This is a genomic window from Epilithonimonas hungarica, from assembly GCF_900102265.1.
Classification (GTDB): domain Bacteria; phylum Bacteroidota; class Bacteroidia; order Flavobacteriales; family Weeksellaceae; genus Epilithonimonas; species Epilithonimonas hungarica.
Genome location: NZ_FNBH01000002.1, coordinates 666,237 through 684,089 on the forward strand (window position 1 = coordinate 666,237; position 17,853 = coordinate 684,089).

17 protein-coding genes are annotated in these 17,853 nt (G+C 34.9%); 2 read left to right on the forward strand and 15 right to left on the reverse strand.

The features are described 5' to 3' along the window. Positions 1 to 13: 13 nt before the first annotated feature. From BLT30_RS10240 to BLT30_RS10310, 15 genes are all read right to left on the reverse strand, one after another. Complete coding sequence (locus tag BLT30_RS10240) at positions 14 to 517, reverse strand: hypothetical protein (RefSeq protein WP_089873443.1); 504 nt, start codon at positions 515 to 517, stop codon at positions 14 to 16. 25 nt (positions 518 to 542) lie between these two features. Further along, entirely contained in the window at positions 543 to 2,444 is a 1,902-nt protein-coding gene (asnB, locus tag BLT30_RS10245) for an asparagine synthase (glutamine-hydrolyzing) (RefSeq protein WP_089873444.1), read from the reverse strand. A 70-nt stretch (positions 2,445 to 2,514) separates the two neighbouring features. Beyond that, entirely contained in the window at positions 2,515 to 3,777 is a 1,263-nt protein-coding gene (locus BLT30_RS10250) for an oligosaccharide flippase family protein (protein WP_089873445.1), read from the reverse strand. 2 nt (positions 3,778 to 3,779) lie between these two features. Next, complete coding sequence (locus BLT30_RS10255; RefSeq protein WP_245707159.1) at positions 3,780 to 4,913, reverse strand: glycosyltransferase; 1,134 nt, start codon at positions 4,911 to 4,913, stop codon at positions 3,780 to 3,782. A 26-nt stretch (positions 4,914 to 4,939) separates the two neighbouring features. Further along, positions 4,940 to 5,428, reverse strand: a complete 489-nt coding sequence (locus BLT30_RS10260) for a hypothetical protein (protein WP_089873447.1) — start codon at positions 5,426 to 5,428, stop codon at positions 4,940 to 4,942. 23 nt (positions 5,429 to 5,451) lie between these two features. Continuing rightward, a complete protein-coding gene (locus tag BLT30_RS10265; RefSeq protein WP_089873448.1) occupies positions 5,452 to 6,588 on the reverse strand; it encodes a hypothetical protein in 1,137 nt (378 codons plus the stop codon). 32 nt (positions 6,589 to 6,620) lie between these two features. Further along, positions 6,621 to 7,406, reverse strand: coding sequence for a (Fe-S)-binding protein (locus tag BLT30_RS10270; RefSeq protein WP_089873449.1), 786 nt, complete (start codon positions 7,404 to 7,406; stop codon positions 6,621 to 6,623). A gap of 1 nt (position 7,407) precedes the next feature. Further along, positions 7,408 to 7,938, reverse strand: a complete 531-nt coding sequence (locus BLT30_RS10275; RefSeq protein WP_089873450.1) for a hypothetical protein — start codon at positions 7,936 to 7,938, stop codon at positions 7,408 to 7,410. Between the two features lie 8 nt (positions 7,939 to 7,946). After that, positions 7,947 to 9,332 carry an AAA family ATPase gene (locus BLT30_RS10280; RefSeq protein WP_089873451.1) on the reverse strand — a complete coding sequence of 462 codons (1,386 nt, stop codon included), beginning with the start codon at positions 9,330 to 9,332 and terminating at the stop codon, positions 7,947 to 7,949. A gap of 68 nt (positions 9,333 to 9,400) precedes the next feature. Further along, a complete protein-coding gene (locus BLT30_RS10285; protein WP_089873452.1) occupies positions 9,401 to 10,717 on the reverse strand; it encodes a 4Fe-4S dicluster domain-containing protein in 1,317 nt (438 codons plus the stop codon). Positions 10,718 to 10,719: 2 nt separating this feature from the next. Continuing rightward, positions 10,720 to 11,673, reverse strand: a complete 954-nt coding sequence (locus tag BLT30_RS10290) for an MlaD family protein (protein WP_089873453.1) — start codon at positions 11,671 to 11,673, stop codon at positions 10,720 to 10,722. Between the two features lie 124 nt (positions 11,674 to 11,797). Next, on the reverse strand, positions 11,798 to 13,939 hold the full coding sequence (locus BLT30_RS18530) for a peptidylprolyl isomerase (protein ID WP_089873454.1): 2,142 nt from the start codon (positions 13,937 to 13,939) through the stop codon (positions 11,798 to 11,800). 131 nt (positions 13,940 to 14,070) lie between these two features. After that, entirely contained in the window at positions 14,071 to 14,676 is a 606-nt protein-coding gene (locus tag BLT30_RS10300) for a hypothetical protein (RefSeq protein WP_089873455.1), read from the reverse strand. Between the two features lie 18 nt (positions 14,677 to 14,694). Beyond that, positions 14,695 to 15,276 (reverse strand): hypothetical protein, encoded by a 582-nt coding sequence (locus BLT30_RS10305; protein WP_089873456.1) that lies wholly within the window; start codon positions 15,274 to 15,276, stop codon positions 14,695 to 14,697. A 70-nt stretch (positions 15,277 to 15,346) separates the two neighbouring features. Further along, positions 15,347 to 15,904 carry an RNA polymerase sigma factor gene (locus BLT30_RS10310; RefSeq protein ID WP_089873457.1) on the reverse strand — a complete coding sequence of 186 codons (558 nt, stop codon included), beginning with the start codon at positions 15,902 to 15,904 and terminating at the stop codon, positions 15,347 to 15,349. Between the two features lie 141 nt (positions 15,905 to 16,045). Here BLT30_RS10310 and BLT30_RS10315 point away from each other — a divergent pair, with 141 nt between their 5' ends. Together BLT30_RS10315 and BLT30_RS10320 are read left to right on the forward strand one after the other, a co-directional pair. Next, a complete protein-coding gene (locus BLT30_RS10315) occupies positions 16,046 to 16,798 on the forward strand; it encodes a Rossmann-like and DUF2520 domain-containing protein (RefSeq protein ID WP_089873743.1) in 753 nt (250 codons plus the stop codon). A 56-nt stretch (positions 16,799 to 16,854) separates the two neighbouring features. Further along, positions 16,855 to 17,760, forward strand: a complete 906-nt coding sequence (locus tag BLT30_RS10320; RefSeq protein WP_089873458.1) for a GLPGLI family protein — start codon at positions 16,855 to 16,857, stop codon at positions 17,758 to 17,760. Positions 17,761 to 17,853 lie beyond the last annotated feature (93 nt).

Consider the following 17,853-nt stretch of genomic DNA (forward strand, 5'->3'; position numbering starts at 1 on the left):
AAATTTAACGATTTTATTTCACGATTTTGACCACATTTCTCTGTCCTTGAACTTTTGTGAACTTCAGTTCATCATTATACCAGAGTTTTGACAGTTGGAAAAGAGAAGGTGTCCATTTGTATTCGATCCTGATCGTATCAGGGTCTGTAGTTGTGACTGAATTCTTAGTAGTCACAAGCTGAATTATAAAATTGGAGTAATATATTTTCTCTTCCGGGCTTATGGAATCCTGCAAAAGTCTAACCGCTCCGGCTGGGTAATCCAGATAAGTAACAGTGTCCGCATCTTTTATCAAGCTATATCCTGTAATAGGCTTAAGGGCCGTTTCATCTAAAAGATCAACCAAATTAATAGAAGTGTAGGAACCATCGATCTTAGAATTCAACATATCTTGACCGGCAGAATTATGGATATAAAGATTCAGAACCTGATCGATCGTCTGGATATCTTCTTCATCTCCACGGCAACAGACGAATGTAAGTAAGACAAGTGTGATTGTAAGAAAATATTTCTTCATAACACAAAGGTAAAATAAAAATATGTTATCGGTTTTCAAAATATTTCTGATACCAAAGTTCGAATGTCACCAATTGCCAGATCTTCACACAATCGTATTCATTATTTTGATTGTTCCACCAATCATCAATGAGTTTCGGGTTGAAAAAATCTCTCTTTTTCAGGTTATCCAGATTTTCTAAGATAAAATTTCTAACCTTTGGTTCTGTTTTGATGAAATGTGAAAGCGGAAAAGAGAAACCACGTTTTGGCATTTTCAAGATCTCCGGATGTACATATTTTTCAGCCACTTTTCTTAGAAGCGGTTTATTCTGGATCCCGTTATATCTTAAACTTTCCGGCAATGTTGAGACATAGTCGATCAAATCATTGCTGAGATAGGGATAACGAAATTCTACGCCATATTTCATTGCGCTCAGATCATCGCGGAAAACATGATGTGACGATAGAGAGTACTTCATATCATATTCAAAAAGACCTTGATAATCTGTCGTTTCTGATAATTTTTTGTCTTGTAGATCTGAATTGATCTTATTAAATATATTTTTCTTAAAAATATTTTTGGCTTCGAAAGGCTTCATCCCGACCTGACTTTGTCTGAAAAATTCCAACATACTATCCTGAGAAAAATAATTTTTCACTTTTTTAGAAAAATTATCATTTGTGAAAATAAAATGACGGATGAAATTAAATTTTCTCGTAGACCTCCATTTATCAAGCTTCAAAGAATGGGAATATCCTGCAAAAAGCTCATCAGCTCCATTTCCGCTCAAAACAACCTTGAATCCAAGCTCCTTTGCATATTCTGCAGCGTTCATCAGAACTTCCAAGCTGCTGTAAGGTTCCTCGAAATGTTGGATATTTTCTTTCAATTGATCCAAAACTTCCTCATCGGTAACATTTTTTATATGATGCGGAATCTCTATTTTCTCAGCCATCAGAGAAGCATTCTTCACTTCATTTTCTGAAAATTGATACGCAATCGTAAAGGCGTTGATATCTTCTTTGTAAGGTTTTGATTTTGCAGTGATCAAGGTGGAATCTATTCCGCCACTCATCATGCTTGTCACAGGGACATCAGCAAAAAGCTGTTTTTCCACACTTTCCGAAAGCAATCTATCAATCTCGGTGATTGCTTCTTGTTCTGTTATCTGATTCAGACTTTTGGTTGGAAAGTCCCAATATTTTTCTTTTGATGATGAAAGATCGTTCAGGTCAAAGACCAAAAAAGTTGCTGGTTCCAAAGAATAGATATTCTGAAAGCAAGTTTCCGGAGCCAATGTTGTCTGAAAAAGAAAGTTACTGTAAACGCCTTGCCAGTTGATCTCGGGAGTGACGCATTCATTCTTCAAAATTGCTTTTATTTCTGACGCCCATATCAATTCGTTTTCTTTTTCGTAATAGAACAGAGGTTTCATCCCTACCCTGTCCCTTGCCAGAAGTAATTTTTTTTTATCCAGATCCACCAAGGCTATAGCAAACATCCCATCCAATTTAGGAAGCATATCCGTTCCCCATTCTTCGTAAGACCTTAAAATAACTTCTGTATCAGAATGGCTTTTGAAATGATGTCCCAAATCTTCTAATTCCTTCCTTAATGTTTTGAAATTATAGATCTCTCCGTTGAATGTGACCGTAATCCTTTGATTGTCGGCAAGCATCGGCTGATGGCCTTTTTCCGAAAGATCCAAGATAGAGAGCCTACGAAATCCTAATGCAATATTAGACTCTGAATCAGGTAGAACAGGAAAGATATTTTTGACTTGTTGTGTAGAACTCTCTCCACAAAAAGAATGTCCTTGTAATCCATCCGAAAGCCAAAACCCTTCATCATCCGGACCACGATGCCTGATCGCATTATTCATCTCCAAAATATTCTTAGAGGAAATTCCTTTCTTTGATAAATAATAACCACAGATCCCGCACATGTCTTAATCTTTTTCGATTCGTAAAAATAAGTTTTTGATTTCTATTTCTAAGAACTCCTGAATAGGAATATTAGTATTTTTTCCTGGAAAAAGTTTGCATCAGAGCAGTAATTTCATCTTTCGTTATCAAATAATCCCGAATCTTGAAATCCGTGGTCTGGTAGAATTTCCAAAACAATATCGATCCTGAAACCAAATAAGAAGCGGATGTTACAAAACAAGCGCCCCAAATTCCCCATCGCGGGATAGCGAAATAAGAAAGAATTACTGTTATAAGTAAGCCTATAATTGATTTTACATTTAAGATCTTGAGATGCTTGATCGCAGAAAAATAATAGCCGACCATATCACTTATTGCTATTGCAAAGATCCCTGGAGAGAGGAGAAGCATAATTTTTTTGGTCTTGCTAAATTCGTTCCCGAAAATCAAAACATAAACTTGTGCCGGAATAATGATAATTCCAATAAGAAAGACAAGCATCAGTGTAAATGAAATTTTGAGCGAAGATTTGGTTTTGATGATGGATCCTTCTTTACTTTTAGAGTTGACAACATCAGAATAAAGAACCACTGCGATGCTTCTGGTGATCGTCCAGATCGCCTCGGAAAAAGTAATCCCTATGGAAAAAATACCAACCGCAGCAATGCCTTCAAAATATTCTAAAAAGTAAAATGAAAGTCTGTAATTCAAAAACTGAATAAATGCGCTTAACTGTGTTTTCCAACCGTATTCGAACATATCGATGAATACTTTTTTTGAGAACTTAAAATCTCTGATCTTGCATTTTCTTAAGATCTGGTAAAAACTCAATAAAAACAACAACATCAAACATAGGGTCTGAGCAAGAAAATAAACAGAAACGTCTTTTAGTTTTACAAAATAGATCAAAATGACTATGAACAAAACGTGCATCAGCTGTTGTAAAACCGTATAAAGATTGAACATCTTGATATTCTGAGTGCCAATGAACAGACTGATATTGGTCGTAAGTAGCGATGAAAATACTGAAATACCAATCAGATAATATAAATACGAACCCTGAAGCGAAGCAAAACTGAAGGCCAAAGGAACTGTAATACCTACAAGTAATGACCAAATATAGGAATAGACCAATACCTGCTCTATCTTGAACTTATGGGCAAAATATGATGTACTGCTGCCTGAAAAAATGCTACTGAAAAAACTGACAATAGCAACATTCGCAACGACAATCGAAATCGTTCCTTTCCCTTCGCTTCCCCAGATATTGGTAGAAAAGATGACCAGGCCGAAACTTAGTATCAATATCAAAAACCGGGAAATGAAAGTCTGAACAACTTTGAGCTGCTTCATTTTTAGCTTTTAGGTAAAGAATTTTCTATAAAGTTAATGAAAGAATCGCTAATGATTTTCCAATTATATTTTTGGATAAATTCTTTTCTCGCATTAGTTGCATGCAAATCATAAAACCGAGAATCAACAATATATTTTTCTATACAGTCAGCAATAGACCCAGAGTCTTTAGGGTCGACCAAAAATCCGAAATCTGACACATCCATGTGTTTTCTAATTCCCTTCAAACTGGAATAAATAATCGGTTTTCCTGCTCCCATATAATAAAACAGCTTGATGGGAAGAGAATGATGATTTTCAAAATTAAATTCTCTCAGATCAAAACAAATGTCGGCATCTGAAAAAGCTTTGGTAAAATCTTCAAATGATGTAGGTTTTCTGATCTCGATAGCTTTAACAGACAATTTTTTGAGTTGATCATCGAAATAAATTTTATCTGTTTCTGTTCTTGCAGAACCTATAATCAGAATTTTAATATTTAATTCCGGTCGTCTTTTCCTAAGAATTTCGATGGCTGTGAAAAAATTACCAATTCCTTTATCTTCAGAAAGTGCTCCTGTATAACAAAGTGTGATCTGGTTACTTTCAAGTTTTTTTATGCCCTCGGAAACGAAACTTTCATCAGGATAATAAGGTAAGATCATTTTCTTTTTAAAAGGAAAAAAATAAGCTAAGGGAAATTTTTTAGTTTCTTCACCAAAAATAAAATGAGTGCTTAAAAGACCTGCGTATAATTGTATCAGAAAAAACTTAATTCCATGCACTATCTTCAGCGGAAAACCATGATCTTGAAGCATAGACATTGCCGGATACCATTCTGTAACATCGTAAATGACACTTATTTTCTTGTCTTTTTTGAATTTATGGGCCGCAATTATTGCAATTGGTTCTGAACAAATAATAGAATCCGGCTGATAATCGTTACAAACTTTCAGAAAAATTTCTGTCTTTTGTCTTGCGCTGTGATGTAGTATCGAATAAGATTCGATTTCAACCTTATCAATTACTCCTTGAAATTCCGAACACAGACTACAAATCTTCACATCAAAACCGCGTTTCACAAGTTCTGTCGCCTGATGATAAAAAATGCGATCATCATTATATTTGTGAGCCGTGGTCAGGAAAAGTACTCTCAATATTTACATCGGTTTACGTTCGGAAACTAAGAAATGGATGAAGCCCAACTTCTGCTGAATGGCTGTAAAAAATGACTTAGAAAATCAAGGTAAGTGTTCTTAGAAAAATCGAAAACCTCGATGTCCTTTGATAATTCGCCATTTCTTATTTTATTCTTAAAATCGGATAGCTTCAGGGTTTTTACTTCCCCGTTTTCGACAAAGCTTGCCTTCATTCTATCAAACAGCCCTAAATCAAACTCCGAATCCAATTCTCTCATTATTTTTCCAAGTGCATCAATACTACAACCAGAAGCCGCTTCTTTTTCCTCATCCACACAGATGATGATGAATTGATTTTTCTCGATCTTGAAAGAGGATGAAAGTGGTTTCCCATGCGCTGCCCAATCACCTAAGAAATCATATAGTCTCTCTGCAATGATTTTGCTTTCTTTAGCTGTAAAAGGTCTTGATGCAGGATATATAATAACGCGATAGTCGTTTGTTTCTACAATACTTGATTCCTCTATTTTCATTTTAAGTAATTTAAAATATAAAATTACGGATTTTTCCCGAGTCGCAAACCATTGTACTTTTTACTCAATGCAAATGAAAGCATTATTAAAAGCAAAATAATGAATCCGAAGAAAAATCTTAGTGTGGCTGATTGTGGAAAAAAAACAAATTTGATATAAATATTAATGAAAATAAAAAGCGAATAGATCCTTATCCATTTATCTTTTGACCAATAAAATATCAAACCTAAGCTCCCAACAGCAATTAATGTTACTTTTTTAAAATTTATTATTTTTTCAAAAAGAATCAGAAGATAATCTTGTAAAGTGAAGCTTGCTGCTTGTGTCGAAACAAAAGGCCTTCTGTATATAAAGGTATCATAGAAAAGACTCTTCCATCCGGGAAAATTGTAAAATTTGATTATGAAAAAATATAATACTATGAGGACTGCAGCTTGTAAAAAATAGCTCAAATCTAATTTTTTATCAATTATAAATGCGTAAATCCAGGCTGTTACAAGATAGGTAAGAGTAAAAGTAATATAATCCGGCCTGATGAAGGTTATCAAAAAGAGTATTATAAACACAGTCCATTCTTTCCATTTTTGGAGAAGTGCTATCATAAAGATCAATAACATTACTAAAATAAACATATCCGGCGTGGGTATTCTGGACATCTCTATTACCGGTGGTAACAATAACATCACGTTGGTTGCAAAAAAAGCAATCAAATAATTATTTGGGAAAATAATTTTGAATATATAAAATAGGAGAATACCAGAAAAAAAATAGGATATAAGGCTTAAGAAAAGAACTGACATTGGTGCTGTAAATCCAATCTTGTACAAGAATCTTATTACTAGATTATATCCAACTTTTATTTCATAGTAAGGAAGTTGTTCCGTAAAAGATCGTGTATTCTTCTCAAAATATTGCCTGGTTACATCCTTGGGATCGGTCCCATTAATATCTGCATAATGGCCAGCTGGCGCTTCTTTTTTTATTGATGAGAAAGTAAGCTCTCTAACTTTGTCTGGCAAACCAGGATAATCTAAAGCGTACATACAACCGATGTACCCCGGCATATCCCAATCATAAACTCTGTTGTTGTAATTCCAAAAAGTAAGTGCTGCTAAAATCGGCAGCAAAAATAACAAGGAAAGCTTCCATTTTTTTTCCATGGACAACCAGAGATATTAGTTTGTTTTTTCAATTATAGATCTTCAGCTTCTGCCAAAAGCTCTACAATATCCTTAACTTCTACTTCTGTATTTTTATTAAAGTGTTTCACGCCATCTGTCATCATCGTATTACAGAAAGGGCAACCTGTCGCAATAATCTTTGGTTCGAATGAAAGCGCTTCCTCTGTTCTTTCCACATTGATATCCTTATTCCCTTTTTCCGGTTCCTTGAACATCTGTGCTCCTCCAGCTCCGCAACATAATCCGTTTGTCTTGCAACGTTTCATTTCCACCAATTCTGCATCCAGTTTTTCAAGAAGCATTCTTGGCGCCTCATATTCGTCATTGGCTCTCCCAAGGTAGCATGGATCATGGAATGTAATTTTTTTTCCTTTGAAGCTTCCGCCCTCTATTTTCAATCTTCCTTCCTGCATCAATTGTTTTAGGAATTGAGTATGATGCATCACTTCATAATTCCCGCCAAGACTCGGATACTCATTTTTCAACGTATTGAAGCAATGCGGGCAGGCTGTGACTATTTTTTTGACTTCGTAGGCATTCAGCACTTCGATATTGGTCAAGGCCATCATTTGGAAAACAAACTCATTCCCGGCACGTTTTGCAGGGTCGCCAGTACAAGATTCCTCTTGCCCCAGAACAGCGAATTCTACATTGATCTTATTAAGGATTTTGCAGAATGCACGTGTGATCTTTTTCGCACGATCATCGAAACTCCCAGCACAACCTACCCAGAAGAGAACTTCGGGAGATTTGCCTTCCATTGCGTATTCTGCCATTGTTTTTATAGTGAAATCCATATTAGTTATTAAAAGTTATTTCATTTCCTATATATAAATTAGGACAACCACATTCTGATAACAAATTATTAATTCTAACTTGATCTGCGGTCTGGATAATTTGTGTATGTGTTGGGACATTTGGTTTTAAACAAATTATCGCAAAAACATTTCTCATATCAGTCAAATTGTAATTAGTTTTAATTTTTTTTATTGTCTGAATGATTTGATCTAAAGCGTCATCTTTTTTAGAATCAGACTTCCAAGAATTAGTAAAATCTTTTAATTTTTTAACTTCTACAAAACAAACTACCTTTTCATCATTAATTGAAAAATCACATTTTCTTCCATCTTGGCTATTAAATAAACAACTATCAATCTTCAAAAAAACAATTTCTTTTTGTTTTGGATTATTTATTTGAAAATCAAAATCATTTGCATTCGAAATAATACAAGGAGAGCCACTCGTATCGGGATCTTTTATATAAATTATCTTTTCCGTTTCAGTTTCGATACAATTGGGGAAATTGTTATTATTAAATATATTTTTCATCTAATAATTTAATTATCTGCTGATATATATGCAATCTCTCTAAAATCGTTCATTATATCTTCCGAAACACTATCTATTATATTGTTTTCTATTAAACCTGTCTTCAAATTTAATATTGACTTTGTCTTACCGTTTACAATTTGAAATGCAGCAAAATCTTCAGGATTTATCCAAGATCTTTTTGAAATTATTTTATTAATTTTTTCTCTATTTTTTCCTTCATTTTCATTTCCTTTCATAAATGCAAAAAGGAGATTATTGATTGAAGATAAGAAAAACGGACTATGTGTTGTATAAAAATGTATTGTGCCTTTATCAATTTTTCCAAAATCATCAGTTCTACCACTTTCAAGAAGCTTTAGTAAATCATATTGAGCTCTAGGAAATAAGTTTGTTTCAGGTTCTTCAATAACGAATGAATAATTACCCCCACCCCTTTCTTTATTTTTTGTAAACTCAATAGGAAGAATAATCGGGATTATACTTTGAAATCCTGATGCGCTTTCTGTTAATTTCATTTTTTTCCTCTTAGAAAAATAAATTCTATCTTCTCCATTTACATTCTTATATATTGTACCTTCTTTTAAGAAACTTATATCAAACTCTTTAATCTCATAGGATGCATTACTATATATACTCGCAAAATTTAGTAGATGCTTGGGAATTGGCACTTCAAGATTTTGGAAAGAAAGTGCAGCTTGTTTTAATAAATTAATAATAACCCTCTCAGCAGGAATATACAAAGGTGATTTAAAAAAGAATTCTCTTTTCGTAGTATTTGCTGTTTCGATAACGTTTAAAACTTCTTTTTCGGACAAATCGAGATCATAATCAAATCTATCTGAAAATTCGCGAAACTTTTTAGAAAAATCTTCTAATGATTTTTCTGTTTGACTCAGCCTGTCCCACATTACTGAAAATTTGTACGAAAAATCAAAATTTTGAGATAATCCTGAAAGTTTCTTAAACTCCTTCTTACATTTAATGAAGTCATGATTTTCAAAAGCTTCATTTATTTTAGAAAGGTTAATCTTATCACTAAAAACAATCTTACTCTTTTTTAATATAATTTTATGGGTCGGACTCTCAAATAAGATTTCTGTTTTACTATTGAGACAATCAACTATAGAATAATCTTCAAGTGCTTCTTTAAACTTAGTGAAGCTAGGCTCCTTAAAAAGTTCTAAATCTTCTTTATTTTTAGTGATTGAAAAAAAAGATCTTCTACCTTCTTTAAAATTATGATATAATCTTGGTGAATTACAAATCGTATATAATTTCGCTAAAGTACTTTTCCCACTAGCTTGTGGTCCAATAAAAACATTTACACTTTTTAAATCTAAATCGGCATGTTCTATTGGTCCAAAATTTTTAACAATTAGTTTTGAGTTCATTATTGGCTCTAAATAATGTTTAAATTTACAATTTTTATTAGTTTTATTGCTTACATAAAAAACATTCTCTAATCATTTGCCCAGTTCAAACGGTCTGCTTGGTTGTATTGCCAAGGTGCAGCATTGTTCTCGACATTGGTCATCATCAGATTCAATTCTGTAGGTGCTGCGGATTGTTCCATTACCAGGAATCTTCTCATCTCGAAAATAATCGATAGCGGATCAATCAGAACCGGGCAAACCTCTACACAAGCATTACAGGTGGTACACGCCCAAAGCTCTTCTTTGGTAATATAATCGTTCAATAGTTTTTTTCCATCATCAACAAACTTACCTCCATTTTTATTAAGATTTTTACCGACTTCTTCCAGACGATCTCTGGTCTTCATCATGATCAACCTTGGAGACAATTTTTTTCCTGTGATATTCGCAGGACAAACAGAAGTACATCTTCCACATTCTGTACAAGAATAGGCACTCATTAACTGATGCTGATTGAGGTCAAAGATATCCTCAGCGCCAAACTTCGAAGGAACTTCTGCCTCACCTTCAGCGGGAGCCGCATAAGGGTCGGCATTCGGGTCCATCATCAACTTGATCTCTTTCGTCACAGAATCCAAATTGTTGAATTTCCCTTTTTTCTCAAGATTCGCAAACCATGTATTCGGAAAGGCCAAAATGATATGAAGATGTTTGGAATAATAAAGATAATTCATAAAGAACAAAATCCCGACAAAGTGAAACCACCACGCAGATTTTTCTATGATATGAAGTGTTTCCAAACTAAAATTTTGAAAGAAAGGAAACAAATATTTTGAAATGGGGAAATTAGAACCAAAACGAGCTGAATCAGAATAATAATCTGCACCGTTCATCGTGAAGAAAGCAACCATCAAAGAGAATTCGATGATCAGAATCCAGTTGGCATCCTGTTTTGGCCAGCCGAACAATTCTTTCATCGTTAACCTTTTGACGCCATAAAAATTTCTTCTGATAAAAAATACAACCACTGCCAACACGACCAAGGCCGCTAAAACTTCCAAAGTCGCTGTAAAGAAATAATAAACCGAATCTCCTAAAATGCTATGCAAAAATCGGTGTGTCCCGAAAATACCATCAATAATGATCTCCAGTAATTCTATATTGATAATAACGAATCCAACATACACAAAAATGTGCAAAATCCCAGCAATAGGACGTTTTACCATTTTACTTTGTCCAAGTGCAACTCTGGCCATGATTGCCCAACGCTCCGGTTTTCTGTCAGTCCGGTTGATTTCTCGACCCAATTTGATATTGCGATATAATTCTTTCAGACTTTTAGCAAATAAACCAAAGCCTGCTACCAAAAGAATTAAAAAAATTACATTGTCAATATATTGCATAGTTATTTTTTGTCAGAGTTCTTTCCAAAAACCGAGAAGTTCAGATATCTTTTTGGGTTGGTCTTGAAATCTTCCACCAACTCATTAAGGTTTTTCGAAGTTTTTGTTAGATTGTTGTAAAGCTCTTCATCTTTTGCCAATTTACCAAGAGAACCTTCCCCGTTTTGTATGCCGGAAATAACGTTATTCAGTTTGCCAGCGGTCTGATTGAACTGATCGATTGTCCCATTCAATTTCTCAATATCCACACGCTCAGCAACAGAGCCATATTTATCCAAAGTCCTATTGGCCGTTACCATTGCTTGATTGGCACTTGCAACCACTTCGTGCAGTCCCCTTTCATTACTTGCCAAAATACCGTTGGTTCTATCGGAAGTTGCTTTGAAAGACTCAATTGTTCTGTTGAGATTAGATAGCAATAATTTGATCTCTCTTCTGTTCTGCTCATCTACAATTTTGTTTGTACTCGCCAAGGTCGAATCCAGCTTCAATAGAACATTTGATAATTGATCTTTCACAGGTTTTACCTGGGATGACAATGAATTCAGCATTGATAATTGATAATCCCCTTTTAAAGTATCTCCGTCTTTTGCCGTATCTCCTCCATAAAACAGATTAACCTTTATCTCCTTTCCGGACATTAGACCTGGTTCAAAAATCTCCACTGTAGAATTCCTAGAGAATTCGAAATTGTCATCAATGGTCAATTTCACAACAAAATGCAACTTACCGCCTTTGGAAGTTATCGGTTTTATTTCATCTACTTGTCCTACTTTTAATCCGTTGATAGAAACGGGATTGGAAGCAGAAAGACCTTCTACGTTATCATACTTTACATAAAAGATATTATCAGTTGTAAAAAGGCTTTTTCCTTTCATAAATTGATAAAGTACGACAAAACTGACAATAGCGAATATAGCGATCAATCCTGTTTTTAATTCTTTACTTAACTTCACGTTTTTGTTGGGTTTTTACTAATTAGCAAATATAAGAATATTGGATCTATAATTATTATAAATAAAAAACAACAAAAGCGACAATCATGCCGCTTCTGCTTATTTTGATATATTATTGAATCTATTATTGAGCTGTCTTGTCCCAAACCTCGATTCTAAAATCTTTGATATTGGCATTGTCTTGAAGACTCTTCAAGAATGCGCCAGTAAATTGCTGAGAATTCTGCTGATTGATAGATTCTGTAATCTGCTTAATATCTCCTGGCAGTTTGTTGGTCTTAACAGATTTTTTAACGACCAGATAAACACCCGTCATCCCTTCGATCGGCTGGGACAATTTGTTTGCAGCCACTCCAAATGCAGCACCAGCAACTTTAGGTTCCATTGCTCCATTTACAGCCGGGTTGAATAAGTTAACATCCGCACTTCCTTTTGTCGTACCAAAAGCTTTTGCCGCCTGGTCAAGGGATGCATATTTTCCTGCATTGATTTTTTCGATGATTTTTTTGGCAAGAACTTTATTTTTCACAATCGGTTCGATCTGATCTCTTACAGTTTCTGGATCAGCAAGACCCTCATCCTGCTTCCCTACCAAATAGGCCACTATTCTATCTCCGGTTCCTTCTACTGTGAAAATATCTGTATCTCCAATTTCTCGTTTCTTATCGAAAGCCCAAGCAATCACATCCGGATCTTTATCCGTATTAAGACCTGGAAGCGTTCCTTGGAAACGACCTACAGTTTTGGGATTATCGAATCTATATTTATTTTTTTCAGCTAAACTTTTGAATTGATTAAAGCTTTTTCCTTCAGTCTGCTGGATAAATCTTGTAGCTTGGGTCAACACTTGGTTTTCTGTTTTATCAGAAGCTTTGATAGCTTTTGCAAGATGAGCGATCTTATAGGTCATCGCCCCTGATTTTTTGTCTTCAACATTAATGATATGATATCCGAAAGCCGTTTCCTGCAATCCTGTTGCTCCTTTAGGATTATTTGCTAAAAAGCTCAAATATCCCGGTGCAAACTGACTTGCCGGAGTAGTCCATCCTACACTTCCGTTTCTTTCAACAGCATTTGGTTCATCAGACAATTTAAGTCCTTCAGTAAATTTCGCAGGGTCAGCTTTGATTACAGCCAATAAACTATCTGCAGTTTTCTTAGCTGCTTCTTTAGTCCTGTTAGAAGTTGATCTTTCAGCTCCTTTATAGGCAATCAAGATATGTTTTGATAATGTGGAATCAGATGCTTTCTTATCTAACAATTTTGAAACCACATACAGACTTTGCTCTTTGTAAGGTCCAAAAGTTTGTCCGATAGCTGCTGTAGCAATTTTATCCTTAAGTTCTGTTGGCAATTGTGTAGGGCTTACATATTGAGGGATGAAAGGAACATCAGAATTAAGCTCTACGAACATAGAATCATTCGTAGTATTCTGGAAGTTTTCTGTCCCGTTAGAAGCATCTGTTCCTTTAAGGAAAAGCTTGTTGATCTCGTTAAGCGTTGCTGCATCATCTTGAGGACTAGGTATAGCCGGAAAATAAGCATAGGCCAAGTTTCTGCTTGCAGTTGCTTTGAATCTTGTTGGATGTTGCTTGATATAGTCCGCAAGATCTTGTGTTGTAACTTTTACGTTGTTCTTTTTAGAAAACTCAAGATAATCAACTTTTACGAAATCAATATTGGCCATATCATCACGGAACTTCATCATCAGCTCAGCTTCTTTTTTGCTGGTAGTTATACCAGAGGTCAAGTTTCCGAAAAGCATTCTTGCCATCATCCTGTACTCGATTGCTTTTTTATTTTTCAACCAATAGGAATAATTTTCAGGATTTGAAACCTGAGAAGCTTCTATTTCTGATTTAAGCTGCTGTAGTTTGAAGTTTCCTTTTTCATCAAAGTACTGCTGACTTTGTGCGAAAATAGGATCATACTGAAGCTGACTCCAGAATATCTCATCTGTAAGCTTAAGTCCCATTTTGTCAAACTGCTGTTTTATCAATTTTGACTGCACAAGGATCTGCCAAGCCTGCTCCTCAAGACCCTTGGTTGGTTGTCCTTGTTGCTGAGCCTGTTGCTGCATTATGAAAAGTTGGTCGTTGAACTCATCTCTTGTGATATCATCACCATTTACCTTACCAAAAACATTCGGATTCTTTGAGAACATCTTGTCAAAGGTATCAGCATTAAAAAGAAATGATACTAATCCTAAAGCTATGACGCCTAATAATAGCCACGATCTTTTTCTAATTTCGCCTAAAATTGCCATTTTATATTATGTGTTTATAATCAGTTTGCGAAAATACATATTTTTAAGAGAATAGGAAAAATAATTTGGATACATTTGTAAATGTGCTTGATAAAATAAAAAAAACCTCCAAAATTTAGAGGTTTCTTGATCTATTTATCGTTTTTCTTATCCAGTATTTTCTCTCGCATTTTCCCTTCGTTTTGGAAAAGTTTCAAAACTTGCTGTGGCGTAAGAATTTTTAAAAATTTATCCGCATAAGTTTTTCTGTTATTAAGCAATTGTTGCCCAACATCAAAACTCTGGTTTAATCGGTTGATAGCCTCTTCATTAGAAAGGTTTCCAAAATTTTTATCCGAATTAAATTTTTCCTTTATCTGCTTCTGGTTACTTTGATATTCCGCAAAAAGGCTTTTGAACTCATCTTGTTTGTCTGTAGGAATTTCCAGGTCATCAATTGCAATATTCTCTTTCATCTTTTGGAGAAAGGCAGAACGTTCTTTTACGGACATATTACTTACAGCCGTTTTTTTCTCATCGATGTTCATTGTTCTCCATTCAGATGCTCTGGGAATACTCGTTTGTCTCTGGTAAGTTCCGGAAGGTGACAATGACGATGTTGTTGAACCACTTCTGAAAGAAGAACCTGGGCTGCTTCTTTGTGTTGTGGTCGGAGTTCCTGTTCTACGTTCTTGCCCTCTGGCTGTGTGTGCAGAAAATAATCCCGCAATCAAAATAGTCAATAACAATTTTTTCATCTCTCTAATATTTTGTTATTAATTATAAAGGTCAAGATAAACATCCTGTTCACTATTCCTGTCAATATCTTTTATCTGGTCCGGCGTGAAAGCTACGAGAACCTTTTCAACCTCAGACTCGGACCTTCTTTTCGTTTCCACAGCATAATCCTGTCTGTCCGTATTATCAAAACTATTGTTTCTACGATTATCAGACTTAGACAAATTAGCGATAGGCCTCTGCGATTTCAAATGCTCTGCTTTATGTTCAACAGATTGGATTGGATTTGAAACATCATTGTTGTCAGCTAATGCATTTGCGGGTTCTTGCTCCGTAGAATGGACTTCGTAAACGCTATCAATAATTGGTTTTTGCTGAGCCATTTGCATCTCAGGACCATCATTAAGTCCCAAAAACGCAGTAATACCTGCAATCATAACAATTGCCGCTGCAGCAACCCATTTGAAATTCAAAGAGAAAACTTTTGCTTCTTTCTGAACAACTGGGATTCTTTCTCCAATTGTTTTCGAGATCACACTATCCTGAAGCGTTCTGAAAAACCCTTCCGAAGGTTCCGGATAAGGTGTTTTTCTGTTCAGTTTTTCTATATCAATTTTCATTTGCTTTTATTTAATTTTTCATTGTCAAATGGAACGTCAGATGACGTTTCATAACTATATTCTCTAATATTTAAAACTCTTCCGAGTAGTTGTCCTTTATATATTGTTCAACTTTGTCTTTTGCATAATGATAATTGGTCTTCAAAGTTCCGACAGACATATCCAGAATCTTCGAGATCTCCTCGTAAGGCAAATCATCATAATATCGCATATTGAAAACCAGCTTCTGCTTTTCCGGCAATGTCTGAATTGCTTTCTGCAACATAACCTGGATTTCCTCCGCATCTTTTCCAGCGTTATCTGCGACCAGATTCTGCATATGATATTCTGCATCTTCATCTGTCTTTTTCATCCGGTTCATTTTGTTGAGTTGCTGCAAAGATTCGTTGGTTGCAATTCTGTAGAGCCAAGTGTACAATTTGCTATCACTCTTGAACTGGTGAATATTCTGATACGCCTTGATAAATGTATCCTGCAAAACATCCTGAGCGAGGTCGTGGTCCACAATCAGTCGCCTGATATGCCAATAAAGCCGGCTCTGATAGGCATCCATCATCGCACGCAAACCTTTTTCCACAGTTTGAGGTGCAGATAAAAGCTTTACAATCTCCTCATCCTTTAGCTTCATTCAGGGGTTTCGTAGTTTTGATTAAAAAATAAGACCAAAGTTAAATTATTTTTTCAATTTTCTTTGAAAAACATATTTGAACCTGTCATATTAATGATTATTAAAAATCATACCTATCTCACAAAATTTTATCTTTGTTATATGAAAACAGTCATTATTGGTTCGGGAAATGTCGCTTATCATTTAGCAAAAGCTTTTACTCAAAATAATATCCGGGTTCATCAGGTTTTCGGGAGAAATGAAATTGAATTAAGAAAAATCTCCGAAGAGTTCAACATTCCTTTTTCTACGGATAAATTGGAAGATGCCGATTTCTATTTGATTTCTGTTTCAGACTCTTCGGTTGAACAAGTTTCAAGTTTAATTAAAAAAGAAAATGCATTAGTTGCTCATACTTCCGGTTCGCTTCCAATGGAAATTTTGAAAGGTAATTATAGAAAAGCAAGTTTCTATCCTTTGCAGACTTTTTCCAAAACCAAAAATCTCAATTATTCCAAAATTCCGTTTTTCATAGAAGCCGAAAATCAGATTGATGAAAAATCGTTATTTGAATTAGCTTCAATTATTTCAGAAAACGTGGAAACCTCGGATTATGAAAGAAGAAAATACATTCATCTGACGGCTGTTTTCGCCTGCAATTTTGTGAATCATCTTTTTGCAAGAGCGAAAGAGATATCGGATTCTCAGGATTTGCCTTTCGAATATTTTATTCCATTAATTGATGAAACTGTAGAAAAAATCCATCATCTGGAACCAAAATCCGCACAAACCGGACCAGCCGTGAGAGGCGATGAAAGAATTTTAAAACTCCACGAAGAGCTCATTAATGATAATGAACATTTGAAAATTTATCAACTGATGAATGAGTCGATTAAAAAAATGTATCATAAATAGTGTAACATTTTTGAGAATACTGCACTAATTATTAGAAAACAGAAAATATAGAAATTATGAAATCTCTCAAAAAATTAGTCATTCTTCCTTTGTTATTATTAGGATTAATGGTTTCTGCTCAGGAAACAGCCAACCGTTTCTTTTATGAATTAAGCTTCAAACCGAAAAAAGATTCGGCAAAAATTGATAAGGTAATGGCTACTCTTGATATTGTGAAAGACAAATCGATCTATCAGGATTTCACAATCACAGCACAGGATTCCATCATAAAAATGGCTGTGGAAGAAATGCAAAAAACCAAAGCTTGGAAAGACCTTTCGAAAACGATAAAAATGCCAAAATTCGCTTTCAAGATATATAAAATGTATCCTGATATGAAAGAGCAATATGTTGACAGGATCAGCAAAAATCTTTTCGCTTACGAAGAAGCTATAAAATTCGACTGGAAAATCCTTTCTGACAAAGAAAAAATCGGAGAATACAATACTCAAAAAGCGACGACAGAATTTGGCGGAAGAAAATGGACGGCTTGGTTCTCAACTGATATTCCTTTTCAAGATGGGCCTTATAAATTCTATGGTTTACCTGGATTGATTGTGAAAATCGAGGATGAGGGCAAAAATTATTCCTGGCTGTTATCCGGAAACAAAACGGTAAAAAACTGGAAGGAATTCTCTTATGTAGAAGAATTACAGGCACAATCCGGAATGATAAGTAATGAGAAAAAAATAATTCCGAAAGATAAGTTTGATAAAGCTTACGCCGCCTACAAACAAGACCCGATGGCAGAATGGCGCGCCCAAGTCCCTCAAAATATGCTGACTATGAAAATGCCTGGAAGCGATATAACCATTGGAGAAATGATGAAAAATCAAGAGAAAATCGCAAAAGATTTCTTCAATGCCAACGACAACCCGATAGAAGTTGTTCAAGTCGCAGAGAAAGACAAAAAGAAAAAATAAGTATCAAACCGGAAATTAAGTTTCCGGTTTTTTTATGACCAATCTCTTATTTAGATTAATTTGAAATAAGCTATCTTTGTAGTCCAAAATTTT